The 16,045-nt window shown below is 70.2% G+C and carries 13 protein-coding genes and 2 pseudogenes; 2 read left to right on the top strand and 13 right to left on the bottom strand.

What is annotated here, in order from left to right; translation table 11 throughout:
• The first annotated feature begins 47 nt into the window (after positions 1 to 47).
• Entirely contained in the window at positions 48 to 1,535 is a 1,488-nt protein-coding gene (locus E1212_RS00690; RefSeq protein WP_131977577.1) for a pyridoxal phosphate-dependent decarboxylase family protein, read from the top strand.
• Positions 1,536 to 1,700: 165 nt separating this feature from the next.
• Here the strand turns inward: E1212_RS00690 and E1212_RS00685 are convergent, their stop codons facing one another.
• The 5 genes and pseudogenes from E1212_RS00685 to E1212_RS00665 form a co-directional block, all read right to left on the bottom strand.
• Complete coding sequence (locus E1212_RS00685; RefSeq protein ID WP_162605245.1) at positions 1,701 to 2,711, bottom strand: alpha/beta fold hydrolase; 1,011 nt, start codon at positions 2,709 to 2,711, stop codon at positions 1,701 to 1,703.
• A 225-nt stretch (positions 2,712 to 2,936) separates the two neighbouring features.
• Positions 2,937 to 3,038: pseudogene (locus tag E1212_RS30265) on the bottom strand (transposase); the annotation flags it as partial.
• Between the two features lie 235 nt (positions 3,039 to 3,273).
• Positions 3,274 to 3,882, bottom strand: coding sequence for a dihydrofolate reductase family protein (locus tag E1212_RS00675; protein WP_131977571.1), 609 nt, complete (start codon positions 3,880 to 3,882; stop codon positions 3,274 to 3,276).
• A 356-nt stretch (positions 3,883 to 4,238) separates the two neighbouring features.
• Positions 4,239 to 5,039 (bottom strand): ABC transporter permease, encoded by an 801-nt coding sequence (locus E1212_RS00670; protein ID WP_131977568.1) that lies wholly within the window; start codon positions 5,037 to 5,039, stop codon positions 4,239 to 4,241.
• On the bottom strand, positions 5,036 to 5,953 hold the full coding sequence (locus E1212_RS00665) for an ABC transporter ATP-binding protein (RefSeq protein ID WP_131977564.1): 918 nt from the start codon (positions 5,951 to 5,953) through the stop codon (positions 5,036 to 5,038). The genes E1212_RS00670 and E1212_RS00665 overlap by 4 nt, the downstream gene beginning before the upstream one ends.
• A 144-nt stretch (positions 5,954 to 6,097) precedes the next feature.
• On the opposite strand from E1212_RS00665, the gene E1212_RS00660 reads away from it, so the two are divergent.
• Positions 6,098 to 7,144 (top strand): GlxA family transcriptional regulator, encoded by a 1,047-nt coding sequence (locus tag E1212_RS00660; RefSeq protein ID WP_131977561.1) that lies wholly within the window; start codon positions 6,098 to 6,100, stop codon positions 7,142 to 7,144.
• Here the strand turns inward: E1212_RS00660 and E1212_RS00655 are convergent.
• The 8 genes and pseudogenes from E1212_RS00655 to E1212_RS00620 all read right to left on the bottom strand — a co-directional run.
• A pseudogene (locus E1212_RS00655) lies at positions 7,106 to 7,582 on the bottom strand (transposase); the annotation flags it as partial. The gene E1212_RS00660 and the pseudogene E1212_RS00655 overlap by 39 nt on opposite strands.
• 385 nt (positions 7,583 to 7,967) lie before the next feature.
• A complete protein-coding gene (gene uppS, locus E1212_RS00650) occupies positions 7,968 to 8,741 on the bottom strand; it encodes a polyprenyl diphosphate synthase (protein ID WP_238992204.1) in 774 nt (257 codons plus the stop codon).
• Between the two features lie 7 nt (positions 8,742 to 8,748).
• Positions 8,749 to 10,101 carry a M16 family metallopeptidase gene (locus tag E1212_RS00645; protein ID WP_131977555.1) on the bottom strand — a complete coding sequence of 451 codons (1,353 nt, stop codon included), beginning with the start codon at positions 10,099 to 10,101 and terminating at the stop codon, positions 8,749 to 8,751.
• Positions 10,076 to 12,295, bottom strand: a complete 2,220-nt coding sequence (locus E1212_RS00640; RefSeq protein WP_131977552.1) for a polyribonucleotide nucleotidyltransferase — start codon at positions 12,293 to 12,295, stop codon at positions 10,076 to 10,078. Before E1212_RS00640 ends, E1212_RS00645 begins: the two co-directional genes overlap by 26 nt.
• 227 nt (positions 12,296 to 12,522) lie before the next feature.
• On the bottom strand, positions 12,523 to 12,792 hold the full coding sequence (rpsO, locus tag E1212_RS00635) for a 30S ribosomal protein S15 (protein WP_131977549.1): 270 nt from the start codon (positions 12,790 to 12,792) through the stop codon (positions 12,523 to 12,525).
• Positions 12,793 to 12,938: 146 nt separating this feature from the next.
• Positions 12,939 to 13,892: a bifunctional riboflavin kinase/FAD synthetase gene (locus tag E1212_RS00630; protein WP_131977546.1), complete on the bottom strand. Its 954-nt coding sequence runs from the start codon at positions 13,890 to 13,892 to the stop codon at positions 12,939 to 12,941.
• A gap of 41 nt (positions 13,893 to 13,933) precedes the next feature.
• The gene (locus E1212_RS00625; protein WP_131977543.1) at positions 13,934 to 15,472 is read right to left on the bottom strand and encodes a DHA2 family efflux MFS transporter permease subunit; all 1,539 of its coding nucleotides are present in this window, start codon (positions 15,470 to 15,472) and stop codon (positions 13,934 to 13,936) included.
• Between the two features lie 50 nt (positions 15,473 to 15,522).
• A complete protein-coding gene (locus tag E1212_RS00620; protein WP_131977540.1) occupies positions 15,523 to 15,981 on the bottom strand; it encodes a MarR family winged helix-turn-helix transcriptional regulator in 459 nt (152 codons plus the stop codon).
• Positions 15,982 to 16,045: the final 64 nt, after the last annotated feature.

The following is a 16,045-nucleotide window of genomic DNA, read 5'->3' as shown; positions in this document are numbered from 1 at the left end:
CCGCGATCACCCGGACCGTCACACGCCCGCGGAGTACCGTCCTGCCCATGGAGCGACCCGAACCCCTCACCGACCTCGACTGGTCTCCCGATCGCGCCGCCGAGTTCGGCCAGGCCACGCTGGAGCTGTGGACGGAGTACCTGCGGCGGCTGCCGGAGCTCCCGGTCACGCACCCGCACACCCCGGCCGAGACCCGCGCCGCCGTCATCGACGGCCGCGAGGTGCCGGAGAAGCCGCTGAGCGACGACGAGCTGCTCGACCACCTGCGCACCGTCGTCATGGACTACGGCACCCAGACCGGGCACGGCGGCTTCATGGCCTACATCACCGGCGCCGGCACGGTCCCGGGCGCGCCGGCGGCGCTGCTGGCGGCCGGCATCAACCAGAACCTGGGCGGCTGGCCGCTCGGCCCCGCCGCCACGGAGATCGAGAACCACGTCTTGGCCTGGTTCGCCGACCGGCTCGGCCTGCCGCCGGAGACGTCGGGGGCGTTCGTCACCGGCGGCGCCACCGCCAACCTCATGGCGCTCGCCGTCGCACGCGACTCGCTCTGCGGGTGGGACGTGCGGCGCGACGGCGTCAGCGCCGGCCCGCGGCTGGCCGTCTACGCGTCCGACGACGTGCACGAGACCGTCGACCGGGCCGCGGACCTGCTGGGGCTGGGGACGGCGGCCGTGCGCCGGGTGCCGACGGACGACCGGTTCCGGCTGCAGGCGTCCGCCGTCGAGGCGGCCATCGAGCGCGACATCGCCGACGGCGTCACGCCGCTCTGCGTCGTGGGCACCGCCGGGACGACCGAGATGGGCGCCATCGACCCGCTGTCCGACCTGGCCGACGTCGCCGAGCGGTACGGCTGCTGGTTCCACGTCGACGCCGCGTACGGCGGGCCGGCCGCGATGGTCGACGAGCTGAAGCCGCGGTTCGCCGGGATCGCCCGCGCGGACTCCGTCACGTGCGACCCGCACAAGTGGATGAACATCCCGATCTCGGCCAGCCTCGTCCTGTTCCGCGACCCGGCCCGGCACGTCGCCGCGTTCACGCTGCAGCCCGACTACACCAAGCTCGACGCCGAAGTGCTCAGCGAGATGGTGCTGCGCTACCAGTGGACGCCGCAGTTCACGCGGCCGTTCGACGCGCTGCCGGTCTGGGTCTCGCTGCTGGCGCAGGGCTGGGACGCGACCGCCCGGCGCATCCGCCACGACGTCGAGCTGGCCTCCTGGCTGCACCACCTGGTCGGCGCGCACGACGAGCTCGAGGCGCTGGCCGACCCCGAGCTGTCGATCGTCTGCTTCCGCTACGTCCCGCCCGGCGAACACGACGACGCGCATCTCGACGACCTCAACGAGCGGATCCTCTATGCCGTCCAGCGAGCCGGCAAGGTCTACCCGTCGAACGCCGTCATCCGCGGCCGGTACGCGATCCGGGCCTGCCTCATCAGCTACCGGACCGAGGCCGCGCACGTCGAGGCCCTCGTCGACGAGGTGGTCACCCATGGCCGGCGGCTGCACGCGGAGGGCTCGCCCCCGCCGAACTGACCCTGTCGGTGGCTGCCGGTAAGACATTCGCACGTTCTGCATATCTGCTTGGGTCATAGCGGGCTCACTGAGCGTTGATCGTCCACGCCGCCCCCGGGAGCGGTGTCAAGCACATCACTGCGGAGGCGGTGTCGCGGCCGAGGACAGTCCGTCTCACCGGAGCTGTCATGAGTCTGGGGCGCTGTCGAGGTGAGAGACGATCGCCCGCGTGACCGTGGGCATGTCCGGGTACGGGAATTGGTGGTGGTCCACTCCGTCGAGCCAGAGGCCCTTCGCCGCGGGGATCAGGTCGACAAGCTTGTGAGCGTGCTCGATCGGAATGAACGTGTCGGCTGTTCCGTGGACGACCAGGGTCGGGGCCCGGATGCCGCCCAGCAGCGCATACCGAGAGCGAGTGATCGTGACCGCGACCTGATGCTGGACGATGGCGCGCAGGTTGATGCCGCGCCGGTACCGCAGGTCGTACAGGACGAGCTCGGCCAGCTCCTCGATGTCCACGCCTCCGGCGCCGTTGACGCTGATCATCTTGGCGACTCGCTCTCTGACCAGATTCTTCTCACCGCCCAAGAGCCGATATCGCAGAAGAGGCAGTCCCATGAGACCCGCTCGCAGCATCGGTCCGATGCGCATCCCGGGGAGGCTCTTGTCCGTCGGATCGGCCGCCGTCGACATCAGGGTGAGAGATGCCACGCGATCGGGATAGCCGATCGCGATCTCCTGGGCGACGAACCCACCCAGCGAGAGACCGATGACGTGGGCTTTCGCCACCTGCTGCGCGTCGAGCACGGCAACCGCATCGGCGGCCATGTCGAGCAGGGAGTACGGCTGCTTCCGACTCCAGTCCGGCAACCAGTCAGAGGCGCCGGTGCCGCGCTGGTCGAAGCGGATCACCCGGTACCCGGCGCAGGTGAGACCGCGAAGGAAGCCCGGAGGCCAGAACAGCGAGTCGCCCCCCATGGAGACGTTGAGCAGCACAACCCCCTTCTCGGATCCCTCCGCGGCGATGCTCTCGTACCAGATGCGGACTCCCTCCGAGTCCGCGTACCCCGTCTCGCCGTCGACGACATGCGCCACGTCGCTCCTCGACACGCGCTCGATGATGGCCGTCGCACCGGGTGGGAGCTTCGGGCCTCCGCGCAGGAACCAGAACGCCAGGCCAACGACACCGGCGATCACCCCTGCACGCGCGCGACCCCTCACCATCCCATGGTCTCAACGAGCGCGTGATTGGTTCAATGTATGTCCAGCGCACATCACCCGCGCTCTCCGAAGGGCATACGAGATGCCCCCACTGAATGGCGTCGTGAAGCGACTTTTCAGCGACACGCGCGTCTCTCAACATCCGGGGTCTCCGGGTCGTTGCAGGTCATGCCCGCCCGCACGCAGTACACATGAGCAGCCCCTTGCCGGTGCGCCAGCCCGCACCCGCCCCGAGCGCGGGCAGACGAACCCGTCCGGCCAGCGCAGCCGCTCCAGATACTCCAGGCACGCCCGGTTGTCCGGGAGTCAGGCCAGCAGCTCCTGAAAGGTACCCGGGTAGTCGACGCCCGCCACCGGATGGCGGCGTTCATGATCACCGCTCACGCCGGCCTTGTTCTTGACGTGAGCAGATATGCAGATCGCATGTCCTGCATGTCTGCTCAAGTCAAGTCACGGCCGCCGACCGGCCCGGGCGATGCGCGAGTCGGCTCGCCTGCGTCGTCGATTCGATCCGGGACGGCGACGGCGACCGGCGTGCTCAGCCGGCCACGCGGTATCGCAGGTGTGTGACGCCTGGGGCGTCGACGACGCGGACGAGGTCGAGCTGGCGGGGTGAGCCCAGCGTGCCGAAGAGTGACCGGCCGCCGCCGAGCAGGACGGGGACCTGGTGGATCTCGAGTTCGTCCAGCACCCCGGCCTGCAGTGCCAGCTGCGCTGTCGTCGCCCCGTGCACCAGCACGTCTCTGTCGCCGGCCGCGGCTTTGGCCCGCGCCATGGCCGCCTCGATGCCGTCGGTGGCGTAGTGGATGTTGGGGCCCTGGATGGCGTCGGCTACCGGCTCGGAGCGGGTGAACACCTCGATGTGGACGCCGTTGTGGTGGCCGCCGCCCCAGCCGCCGGCCGCGTCGAACGTGCGCTTTCCCGTCAGCACGGCGCCGGTGGCCAGCATCTCCTGGGCCACTGGGAGGCTGGCCGCGCTGGTGCGGATGACTGGGAGTCCGACGCCACCGCGGGCCTCGTGGTCGCCGTCGAACAGCCAGGCGTGCAGCTGTTCGCCTCCGGTTCCGAGGCCGTTGTCCGGGCCGTCATCGGGACCGGTGATGAAGCCGTCGAGCGACATGGACATGTAGAGCACGGAGCGGGACATGATCGGGTCTCCTGTCGTGGGTGAGTGTGGACGGGCCGAGCGAACACGAGGCGGCTTCATAGCCGCTTCATGCTTCTCCTCACCGACCGCCGGGGTGCCCGGAGCTCATCGTGACCTTCCAAGTCATCATCCGGGGTCGCGGGGTCGTTGCAGGTGGGGCAGTCACGGGCCGATCAGATCCGGGTGCGGATGCTGCGCGCCGGATGCCGCGATCCGCATCCTCCCTGATGAAGCCGCCCTTAGCGGGGCGCCGCACGAGATAGCTCGTAGCCCCTGAGACCAGCTCGAACTCCGGCTCGGCGTTCGGGCCGTGAGGGAAAGAGCGTGGTCGTGACTTGCTTGTGCGCGTGGCCTCGTCATTTGTGCCGGGGCTCCCATCGGAAGAAGCGGGTGACGGCTAGAGCGGTCAGCACCAGCCAGGCGGACATGACGGCCAGTCCAGGAAGCGTGTGGATGAGGCTGTCGAGGAGCCCTGCACCGTTCTCGGCGCCGAGCCAGCCGATGCGCACAACCTCACCGAACGGCCCGAGCGGCGAGAACCACCACATCACCGTCTCGAACGAGTCGGGAAACGCGCCGTATGGGGCCAGCACACCGGGAGTCGCGAGGAAGAACGCCACGGTCGGGAAGGTGGTCATCATGGCCGCCTCCGAGCTTCGCGTCACCGCGGACACCACCGCCGCGATAGTGGTCATCAGGCCGGCAGCCAGCAATACGGCCAGCAGGATCGAGACCGGGTTGAGCGGCACGGGGAATCGCAGAACCAGAACCGCGTAAGCCCCGAGCAGGACCGTCTGGGCGAGATAGATCACGGTGACCGTGCTCGCGGCGCCGGCGATGATCGTCGCGTCGGCCGGCAGGCCGGCGCGGAGGCGTTTCAACACGAGTTCCTGTCGGCGAGAGGCGTAGACCGTCACGAGGTGGTGATGGACGAAGATCGCCACGATCATGCCCAGAGCCCTCGCGATCCGCTCCGCACCGGCTCGTTCGTCACCCACCGCGACCTGGTCCACACCCAGTATGAGCACACCCACGACCAGCGGTAGGACCACGACCAGCACCGCCGCGGCCATGTTCCGGCGAAGCAGCAGCAGTTCCATCCCGAACAGGGCGCAGAGCTGTCGCCATATCCCGGACTCGAGCTGGGTCGCGGTCATTGATGTGCCTTGTCGGCGGCTGTGTGGTTGGCGGCGATGTCGAGAAGTACATCTTCGAGCGACGCCGATCTTGCCGTCAGCCCGCGTAGCGTCACCCCGTGATCGCGGGCCCAGTCCAGGAGGTACGCGAGATCCACCTGCACGTCGGAGGACTGGTAGCCCACGCGGCCTTCGTCGATCGCGACCGTCGCGTGCGGCAGCTCCGGCGGACGCAGTCCGGTGGGCTCGAGGAAACTGATCCTCGCGGGCAGGACCGTCACCACGTCATCCGGTGTTCCGATGGTGGCGATCCGCCCCGCGTGCATGATCGCCACCCGGTCGGCGAGCGCCTCCGCCTCGTCCAGATAGTGCGTCGTGAGCAAGACAGTGGTCCCGTCGCTGCGCAGCCGGCGGATCACGTCCCAGGTCGTGCGCCGCGAGGCCGGGTCCATTCCCGTGGTCGGTTCGTCGAGGAACAGCAACTGGGGCCGGCCGAGCACCGCGAGCGCCAGCTCCAGGCGGCGGCGTTCGCCACCGGAGAGCTGCTCGACGGCGACTCCGGACCGGGGCGACAATCCGACTAGGTCGAGCACCTCGTCGGTTGTCCGCGGACGGTGGGTGAGCCCGCGCCACACCTGGACGCTCTCTCGCACGGTCAGTTGCCCGGTCAGCCCGCCGTCCTGCAACATCACGCCGGTGTGGCGGCGCAGCGCACGGCGATCGCGGCGCGGATCCCTTCCCAGCACCCGGACGCGTCCGGCGGCGGCGGATTGCAGGCCCTCCAACACCTCGATCGTGGTGGTCTTGCCCGCGCCGTTCGTGCCGAGCAACGCGAACAGCTCACCGGAGGCGACCTGGAACGACACCCCGCGTACGGCCTCGAACGCTCCGTAGCTGCACCGCAGATCGAGGACATCGAGGGCCAATTCGGCCACATGTCCTCCTGACGACTCACGTGCGCCGCAGGGGTAGCGGCGACCCGGGACCCACGATGTCCGCGCCGAGCGGAAAAGCCCATGACCGACGGCGGACGTGTCCGAAAGTTTGGGATGCTGGTCGCATCTGACTACCCTCGCGGCATGGATGGGCGGTCGGTCGTCGTCGTCGGCTATGCCGACACCGAGTTGCTCGACCTCGCCTGTGTCACCGCGACCCTCGGCATGGCGAACGCGCTGGGATCAGGCGCCCCGTATCAGGTCACCGTCGTCAGCGCGGACGGCGAGCCGATCACCTGCAGCTCGGGCCTCACCTTCCAGCGCCGCAGTCCAGGGCTCACCGTGGCCAGCCAGCGGTCGCTGCAAGGCACGCGCGGACCGTTGGACACTCTGATCGTCGTGGGAGGCGTCGGCAGCGGACGCGCGGCCAACGATCCGCACATCGTCGGCCACGTGCGCCGGTTGGCGCGGGAGAGCCGACGCATCGCCTCGGTCTGCACCGGCGCGTTCGTTCTCGCTGCCGCCGGCCTGCTGGACGGAAGGCGCGGCACGACACACTGGGCCGTCGCGCAGGACCTGGCGACCCACTTCCCGACTGTCGCCGTGGACCCCGACCCCATCTACATCCGCGATGGCCACATCGCCACCGCCGCAGGCGTCACCAGTGCCCTGGATCTCATGCTGGCCTTCATCGAGGAGGACCACGGCCTGGATCTCGCCCGGCAGGTCGCCAGAGCCCTGGTCACCTACCTACAGCGACCCGGGAACCAGGCGCAGATCAGCATGTACACCGCCGCGCCTCGCACCGAGAACGAACTGGCGCGCAAGATCGAACAGCACGTGACCACACACCTGGACTCCGACCTCACAGCCGCCGCCTTGGCCCGCGTAGCCGGCGTGAGCACGCGGCACCTCACCCGGATCTTCCTGGCCAACCTGGGCGTGACGCCCGCCCGCTTCGTCCGGAATGCTCGAACGGAAGCGGCCGCACACCTGCTGGCGACCACCTCGCTGCCGATCACGAGAGTAGCGGCACGCTGCGGCTTCGGATCGACCGAAGCACTCCGGCAGGCCTTCGTGAACCGGTATGGCACCACACCCTCGCACCACCGCTCCCTCAACCTCGGGCGTGCCCGCACCATGACGCCGGTGTCACCATCCGGGGTCTCCGGGTCGTTGCAGGTCATGTAGCGGGTGGGGGTCGGTGGCGACGGCTTGCTGGAGGAGCCGGTAGAACAGCGAGCCCCGCTTGCGGGCGGTGCGGCGGTTGAACCGGAAGGTGTACTCGTCGAGGTGGTAGCACAGGTGCTCGGTGCTGACGCGATGGTGCAGCGTGCCGGCGATCCAGCGCTTGAGCAGCGACGCGATCAGGTGCACTCCCGGCAGCACGGCCGACCGGTCGGCGGCGTTGTAGCCGGTGGTGTCGTGGTGGGTGTAGCCCATGTCGGCCAGCCGACGCAGCCCTCGGGCACCGTCGGTGTGGATGGTCGAGCCGGGCTCGACGACGCCGGTGGCGAAGGGGTGACCAGCTGCAAGCTGCCCGGCGCAGTGACGATCCGAGCACGCATGCGCCCCAGCCGCTGGCCGTCGCTGCGCTCGACCGCGACCATGACCGGGACCGTGTCCCCGCCCGCGCCGGCGGTACCTACGTCGACGCCGCCGACCATCACCTCGTCGACCTCGACGGTCCCGGACAACCGGTCCCGGACAGCCGGTCCCGGTCGGGCCGGACCATCGCCCGACGCAGCTTGTGCAGCCAGCGCGGTCTCGTACGAACCGAACCCCGGCACCCGCTGCAGACCCAGGCGGACACGCCGTCCTTCTGCGACGTGACGAACCAGATCGCGGCGAACCACGTCGCCAACGGCGTACGGGTCCGGTGGAAGATCGTGCCCGCCGTCACCGACACCTGCCGCCCACACGCAGTACACATGAGCAGCCCCTTGCCGGTGCGCCAGCGCGCACCCGCCCCGAGCGCAGGCAGAGGATCGGGCCCCCGCCCTCCTGAAGCCGCCTACGCGTCGACCATGCCCGCCGCCTTGCGCCGGGCGTAGGTGCGCAGCGCGCGGAGGAAGTCGACCTGGCGGAAGCCGGGCCAGTAGGCGTCGCAGAAGTACAGCTCGGCGTGGGCGGCCTGCCAGATCAGGAAGCCGGACAGCCGCTGCTCGCCGCTCGTGCGGATGACGAGGTCGGGCGCCGGCTGCCCGCGCGTGTACAGGTGCCGGGCGATGTCGTCCGGCGTCAGGTCGTCGGCCGAGCCGCCGTCGTCGAGGTAGGAGCGGACGGCATCGACGATCTCCTGGCGGCCGTCGTAGCCGATGGCCACCGTCAGCTCCAGCCCCTCAGACCGCCCGGCCGTCGACGAGACCGCCAGCTTCAGCGCGTCACGCGTGGAGTCGGGCAGCTCGTCGAGCCGCCCCGCGACGTGCAGCCGCCACCGGTGCGACGGCGAGGCCAGCCGCGTCGCGACGACCTCCTCGACCATGCGCATGAGGTGGCCGACCTCGTCGGACGAGCGCTTGCGCAGGTTGTCCGACGACGCCACGTACACCGTCACGTGGCCGATCCCGATGGCGGCGCACCAGGTCAGCAGCTCGTCGACGTGCTCGGCGCCGAACCGGTGCCCGATGGTGGGATCGGCGTAGCCGGCCTGACGGGCCCAGCGGCGATTGCCGTCCATGGCGACGGCCACGTGCCGCGGCAGCGCGCCGGGCCCGGCCGCCCGCAGCCGGGCGGACAGCCGCCGCGCGTACCACCGGTAGGGCAGCCCGCGCAGCGCCCGTCCCACGATCAGATCAACCCAGCGCCGCTTCGAACCGGCCCGCCGAGTCGAACGGTCCCACGACCGCGAGCGTCGGTGTCGCCGGCAGCAGCGCGCGGGCGAGGTCGGCGACCTGGTCGATGCTGACGCCGTCGACTCGCGCGATGAGCTCGTCGACGCTGGGCAGCTCGTCGTAGACGAGTTCGGCCTTGGCCAGCCGGCTCATGCGGGCGCTGGTGTCCTCGAGTCCGAGGACCAGGCCGCCGCGGGCCTGTCCCTTGCCGCGTTCGAGCTCCTCGGCCGTGATGCCGCCGCGCACGACGTCGGCCAGCACGGTACGGCACAGCTCGAGCACCTGGTCGACCTTCTTCGGCTGGCAGCCGACGTACACGCCGAGCAGCCCGGCCGCCGCGTGCTGCGAGGCGTAGGAGTAGACGGAGTACGCCAGGCCGCGCCGCTCGCGGACCTCTTGGAACAGCCGCGACGACATGCCGCCGCCGAGCGCGGCGTTCAGCACGCCCAGCGCGAACCGGCGCTCGTCGTTGCGGGCCAGCCCGGGCACCGCCAGCACGACGTTCGCCTGCTCGGTCGGCCGGTGCAGCAGCGTGACGCCCTGGCCGGACGACGGCGCCACCCCGCCCGTACGCGGCGGGGCGGGTGAGTCGTCGACGTCGAGGAAGCCGGCCTCGCCGAACGCCTTCTCGACCAGCGCGACGACGTCGTCGTGGCGGACGTTGCCGGCGACGGCGACGACCATGTTGCGGGCCAGGTAGTGGCGCCGGTAGTAGTCGTTGACGGTGTCGCGCGCCATGCCCGTGATGCTCTCGACCGTGCCGAGGATGGACCGGCCGAGCGGGCTGTCACCCCACATGCGGGTGGCCAGCAGGTCGTGCACGGCGTCGGACGGGTCGTCGTCGCGCATGGCGATCTCTTCGAGCACCACCTCGCGCTCGCTCTCGACGTCGGCCGGCGCGATGAGCGACGAGGTGACCATGTCGGACACGACGTCGACCGCCAACGGCAGGTCGGTGTCGAGCACCCGCGCGTAGTAGCAGGTGAACTCCTTGGCGGTGAAGGCGTTGATCTCGCCGCCGACGGACTCGATGGCCGCGGAGATGTCCAGGGCCGTGCGCTTCGGCGTTCCCTTGAACAACAGGTGCTCGAGGTAGTGCGTGGCGCCGGCCTCGGTGAGCTGCTCGTCGACCGAGCCGACGCCCACCCAGATGCCGAAGGCGACCGACCGGACGGTCGGAACGGCCTCGGTGACGATACGCAGACCGCCGGGGAGGACGGTGCGGCGGACCAGTCCGCCGTCGTCCTCCCCCAACAACGTCTGCGTCGACGGAGTCGTCACGCGGCCGTCAGGCGTCGACTGCCTCGCCGGCATCGGCTGCGGGCTCCTCGTCGACGACGGGGGTCAGGGCGAGCTTGCCGCGGTCGTCGATCTCGGCGATCTCGACCTGGATCTTCTGCCCGACCGAGACGACGTCGTCGACGTTCTCGACCCGCTTGCCGCCCGCGAGGGACCGCAACTTGGAGATGTGCACCAGGCCGTCCTTGCCCGGCAGCAGCGAGACGAACGCGCCGAAGCTCGTCGTCTTGACGACGGTGCCGAGGTAGCGCTCGCCCACCTCGGGCATCGTCGGGTTGGCGATCGCGTTGATCTGGGTGCGCGCGGCCTCGGCGGACGGGCCGTCGACGGCACCGATGAAGATGGTGCCGTCGTCCTCGATGGCGATCTCGGCGCCGGTGTCGTCCTGGATCTGGTTGATGATCTTGCCCTTGGGGCCGATGACCGCGCCGATCTGGTCGACGGGGATCTTGATGGAGATGATCCGCGGCGCGTAGGGGCTCATCTCGTCCGGCTCGGAGATGGCCTCGGCCATGACGTCGAGGATGGTGAGCCGGGCGTCGCGGGCCTGCTGCAGGGCAGCTGCCAGGACGGATGCCGGAATTCCGTCCAGCTTCGTGTCCAGCTGGAGCGCCGTGACGAACTCGCGCGTGCCGGCGACCTTGAAGTCCATGTCGCCGTAGGCGTCCTCGGCACCGAGGATGTCGGTGAGCGTGACGTAGCGCTGCTCGCCGTCGACCTCACCGGAGATGAGGCCCATCGCGATGCCGGCGACCGGGGCGCGCAGCGGCACACCGGCGTTCAGCAGCGACATGGTGGAGGCGCAGACCGAGCCCATGGACGTGGAGCCGTTGGAGCCCAGCGCCTCGGAGACCTGCCGGATGGCGTACGGGAACTCCTCGCGCGCCGGCAGCACCGGCAGCAGCGCCCGCTCCGCGAGCGCGCCGTGGCCGATCTCGCGGCGCTTCGGCGAGCCGACCCGGCCGGTCTCACCGGTCGAGTAGGGCGGGAAGTTGTAGTTGTGCATGTAGCGCTTGGACTTCTCCGGCGAGAGCGTGTCGAGCTTCTGCTCCATGCTGAGCATGTTCAGCGTGGAGACGCCGAGGATCTGCGTCTCGCCGCGCTCGAACAGCGCCGAGCCGTGCGCCCGCGGGATGGGGCCGACCTCGGCGGACAGCGTGCGGATGTCGGTGAGGCCGCGGCCGTCGATGCGGACCTGGTCGCGCAGCACGCGCTCGCGCACGACCGACTTCGTCAGCGACCGGAACGCGGCGCTGATGTCCTTCTCGGCGCCCTCGAACTGCTCGGCGAGGCGCTCCTTGACCGACGCCTTGATCTCGTCGAGACGCTCTTCGCGCTCCTGCTTGGCCGCGATGGTCAGCGCCTTGGCCAGCTCGTCGCGGGCGGCGCCCTCGACGGCGGCGTAGATCTCGTCGGTGTAGTCGAGGAAGATCGGGAACTCCGCCGTCTCCTTCGCCGCGGCGTCGGCCAGCTGCCTCTGCGCGGAGGCCAGGGCGGTGATGAACGGCTTCGACGCCTCGAGCCCCGCGGCGACGACCTCCTCGGTCGGCGCGGTGCGGCCGGCCTGGACCAGCCCCCACGTCTCGGCGGTCGACTCGGCCTCGACCATCATGATGGCGACGTCGCCGTCGGGCAGCACCCGGCCGGCCACGACCATGTCGAAGACGGCCTCGGACAGCTGCGAGTGGCTCGGGAACCCGACCCACTGGTCCTCGATGAGCGCCACCCGGACGGCGCCGACGGGGCCGGAGAACGGCAGCCCGGCGAGCTGGGTGGACGCCGACGCGGCGTTGATGGCCACGACGTCGTACAGGTGGTCCGGGTGCAGCGACATGACCGTCATGACGACCTGGACCTCGTTGCGCAGGCCCTTCGTGAACGACGGGCGCAGCGGCCGGTCGGTGAGCCGGCAGGTGAGGATGGCCTCTTCGCTGGGCCGGCCCTCGCGGCGGAAGAACGAGCCGGGGATGCGGCCCGCGGCGTACATGCGCTCCTCGACGTCGACCGTCAGCGGGAAGAAGTCGAGGTGTTCCTTGGGGTTCTTCGACACCGTGGTGGCCGAGAGCAGCATGGTCTCGTCGTCGAGGTAGACGACGGCGGAGCCGGCGGCCTGCTGCGCGAGCTGGCCGGTCTCGAAGCGAATGGTGTGGCTGCCGAACCTGCCGTTGTCGATCACGGCTTCGGCACTGTGGATCTGCGGACCCGTCATGGGTCGTCCTCCTGGAGCATCACGGGAGGCCGCTCGAATGAGATCTCGTACGCGCCGGTCTTCGATGGAAGCCCGCGGGACTTGCCCGAGGACCACAACCGAGGACCGGCCTGCCGCGTTCAAGTCGGCCGCCCTGACTGGTTGGGCTTGTCTTCAGTTGATGCCGGCGGCTGATATGCCGAAGGGAGCGGCTCCCGGTGCGGGAGTCCGCTCCCCGCGGCCTCAGCTCATCGGCGCAGGCCGAGCTTCTCGATCAGCGCACGGTAGCGCTCGATGTCGACCCGCTGCAGGTACTTGAGCAACCGGCGGCGCTGGCCGACCAGCAGCAGCAGCCCGCGGCGGCTGTGGTGGTCGTGCTTGTGCACCTTCAGGTGCTCGGTGAGGTGGTTGATGCGATGCGTGAGCAGCGCCACCTGCACCTCGGGCGAGCCCGTGTCGCCGTTGCCGCGGGCGTGCTCGGCGATGATGGTCTCTTTGGTCTTCGTGTCGGTCGGCACGGAACTCCTTGTCGAATCGTTGCGCGGCGCAACCGGGCATGTCCACCGGTGCACTCTGAAACCGCGGCCGTTCTGACGGCGGCGCCAAGGATACCAGCGCGGCCCAGTTCGAATCGAATCAGCCCTCGGGTCGCCCTGGTGACACCTCAGACGCCGAGAACGACCCGGGCCTTGGCGACGTCGTCGTTCATGGTGGCGACGAGGTCGTCGACGGAGTCGAACCTGAGCGTCGGGCGCAGCCGCTCCACGAACTCGAGCAGGATCTCGTCGCCGTAGAGGTCGAGGTCGGTGCGGCCGAGCACGTAGGCCTCCACCCGCCGCGCCTCCCCCGCGAACGTCGGGTTGGTGCCGATCGAGATGGCCGCCGGCAGCCGCTCACGCGACCCGGGCGTCACGACCGACAGCCAGCCCGCGTACACGCCGTCGGCGGGCACCAGGCCGTCGGCCGAGGCCGACAGGTTCGCCGTCGGGAACCCCAGCTCGCGACCCCGTTTGTCGCCCTCGACGACGACGCCACGCAGCCGGTGCGGCCGCCCCAGGATCTCCGCGGCTCCGCCCACGTCGCCCAGGGACAGCAGCTCGCGCACCCACGTCGACGACCAGCGCCGGCCGCCGTCAGGCGTCTTCACCTCGTCGATCACCTCGACGCTGAAGCCGTACTGGGCCCCCAGCGAGAGCATCGTCGACAGGTCGCCCGCGTTCTGCCAGCCGAACCGGACGTCATGGCCGACGACGACGGTGACGGCGTGCAGCCCGTCGACGAGAAAGCGGCGGACGAACTGCTCGGGCGACTGCCGCGCGAACTCCCAGGTGTAGGGCTGCACGAGGACGGCGTCGAGGCCCGTCGAGGCGAGCAGCTCGAGCTTGTCGCGCACGCCGGTGATGAGCGGCGGCGCGTCCTCGGGCCGGTGCAGCCGGCGCGGGTGGGGGTCGAAGGTGACGGCGACGGCTTGCGTGCCGCCGCCGGCCGCGTGGGCGTCGGCCACCATGCGGGTCAGGACCTGACGGTGGCCGAGGTGGACGCCGTCGAAGTTGCCGATGGTGACGACCGCCGGCCCGAACCCGGGAGGGACCTGGCCCAGATCGGTCCAGTGGTGCACGAGCGTCCTCTCCCGGGTTCGATGTCGCCTGTCTACGTTCATTATGCCCGCGCGGCGGCCTCCTCCAGCTCCGCCGGCTCGGCGTCGCCCACCGTCGTCCGCAGCGAGGTCTCCTTCATGAAGAGGACGGCGACGAACGCGATCAGCGCGATGACGCCGGCGATGAGGAACACCAGGGCCGTCGCGTCGCCGTAGGCGTGCTCGACGATCACCCGCACCGGCTCCGGCAGACCGGTGAGGTCCAGCGACGTGGAGCCGCCGCTCTGGGTGGCGTCGCCGGCGCCCGGAATCGACGCCAGCCCTTCGGAGATGAGGTCGGTGACGTGCGTGGCCAGGATCGCGCCGAGGACGGAGACACCGGCCGCACCGCCGAGCGAGCGGAAGAACGTCACCGTCGACGTCCCGGCCCCGAGGTCGCGGTAGTCGAGGCCGTTCTGCGCGGCGAGCACGAGGTTCTGCATGCTCGACCCGACACCGACGCCGAGGATCGCCATGTAGACGCCGATGAGCACCAGCGAGGTGGAGTGGTCGATGGTGCCCAGCAGCCCCAGGCCGACGACGATCAGCGCGGACCCGGCGACGAGGAACCTCTTCCACCGCCCGAACCGGGTGACCAGCTGGCCGGTGATGGTCGATGCCAGCAGCAGGCCGACGATCATCGGCAGCGTGAGTAGGCCGGCCGCCGTGGGCGAGTAGCCGCGGGCGATCTGGAAGTACTGCCCGAAGAAGACCGACGAGCCGAACATCGCGATGCCGATGGCGACGCTGGCGATGATCGCCAGCACCATGGTCCGCTGCCTCAGCAGCCGCGGCGGCACGACGGGGTCCTGAACCCGGCGCTCGACGGCGACGGCGAACGCGATCAGCAGCACGCCACCGGCCACGAACACGGCCGACTGCCACGACATCCAGGCGAAGTCCTTGCCGGCCAGCGTGACCCAGATGAGCAGCACGCTGATGCCGCCCGGGATGAGCAGGGCGCCCAGCCAGTCGATCCTCGTGGTGGCCGTCAGGACCGGGAGCTTGAGCGTGCGCTGCAGCAGGACCAGGGCCGCGATGCCGAACGGCACGCCCACCCAGAAGCACCAGCGCCAGCCGAGCAGCTCGGAGTCGACGAGGAAGCCGCCCAGCAGCGGGCCGCCCACCGTCGCGACGGCCATGACGGCACCGAAGTAGCCCATGTACCGGCCGCGCTCGCGCGGGCTGACGATCGAGGCCATGACGATCTGCACGAGCGCCTGCAGACCACCCAGGCCCAGGCCCTGCAGCACGCGGAAGCCGATGAGCGACTCGGTGTTCTGCGAGAACCCGGCCAGGACCGAGCCGATCACGAAGACGGTGATCGACAGCTGGACGAGCAGCTTCTTGTTCATGCGGTCGGCCAGCTTGCCCCAGATCGGGGTGGTGGCCGTGGCCGCGAGGAGGGTCGCCGTCACCACCCAGGTGTACTGGTCCTGGTTGCCGCCCAGGTCGCCGATGATGCGCGGCAGCGCGTTGGCGACGATCGTTCCGGACAGCATCGCCACGAACATGGCGAGCAGCAGCCCGGACATCGCCTCCAGCACCTGTCGGTGGGTCATCGCCGACGGGGTTTCCTGCGGTACCTCGACGGAACCGGCGGAGTTCGCCATCAGACGCGTCCCTTCTCCCCGCAGAGGTCGTCGCGGAGATCGGTGTTGAGCTTGGTGAGCAGGTCGACCAGCTGCCGGGCCTCTGCGTCACTCCAGTCCGACAGCGCGGAGGCCATGACCTCCGTGCTGCGGTCCATGGCGCGCCGCAGGGTCGCGTGGCCCTCGGCGGTGACGTCGAGCAGGCCGGCGCGGGCGTCGCCGGGGTCCGGACGGCGCCCGACCAGCCCACGTTCCACGAGCTCGGACGCCTGCCTGCTGGCGACGGACGGGTCCACGTGCAGCCGGTCGGCGAGCGCCGTCAGCCGCATGGGGCCCTCCTTGCTCAGCGTTGCGAGCATCCCGCCCAGCGCCGGACCCACGCCCTCGTAGATCTCGACGTGGCGGTGTGTGAGCAGCCGGCCCATGCGGACCAGGAGCCGCCCCTGTTCGACGAGCTCGCTCCAGACGTCGCTGCGCATGCTCGTCTCACCGCCTCAGATGGTTGGCTGCTGCAACTATATGGTCAATGGTTGCAGCACACAA

It is taken from the genome of Jiangella ureilytica (assembly GCF_004348545.1).
GTDB lineage: Bacteria > Actinomycetota > Actinomycetes > Jiangellales > Jiangellaceae > Jiangella > Jiangella ureilytica.
Note: the sequence above shows the minus strand (reverse complement) of the source record. Positions and strands in the feature narration are given on the sequence as shown.

What these genes read in the sequence shown, in the direction of transcription:
- E1212_RS00645 (WP_131977555.1), bottom strand. Translation starts at nt 10,101, where the DNA reads ATGCCGGCGAGGCAGTCGACGCCTGACGGCCGCGTGACGACTCCGTCG.
- E1212_RS00620 (WP_131977540.1), bottom strand. Translation starts at nt 15,981, where the DNA reads ATGCGCAGCGACGTCTGGAGCGAGCTCGTCGAACAGGGGCGGCTCCTG.
- E1212_RS00690 (WP_131977577.1), top strand. Translation starts at nt 48, where the DNA reads ATGGAGCGACCCGAACCCCTCACCGACCTCGACTGGTCTCCCGATCGC.
- E1212_RS00670 (WP_131977568.1), bottom strand. Translation starts at nt 5,039, where the DNA reads ATGACCGCGACCCAGCTCGAGTCCGGGATATGGCGACAGCTCTGCGCC.
- E1212_RS00660 (WP_131977561.1), top strand. Translation starts at nt 6,098, where the DNA reads ATGGATGGGCGGTCGGTCGTCGTCGTCGGCTATGCCGACACCGAGTTG.
- E1212_RS00640 (WP_131977552.1), bottom strand. Translation starts at nt 12,295, where the DNA reads ATGACGGGTCCGCAGATCCACAGTGCCGAAGCCGTGATCGACAACGGC.
- E1212_RS00625 (WP_131977543.1), bottom strand. Translation starts at nt 15,472, where the DNA reads ATGACCCACCGACAGGTGCTGGAGGCGATGTCCGGGCTGCTGCTCGCC.
- E1212_RS00675 (WP_131977571.1), bottom strand. Translation starts at nt 3,882, where the DNA reads ATGTCCCGCTCCGTGCTCTACATGTCCATGTCGCTCGACGGCTTCATC.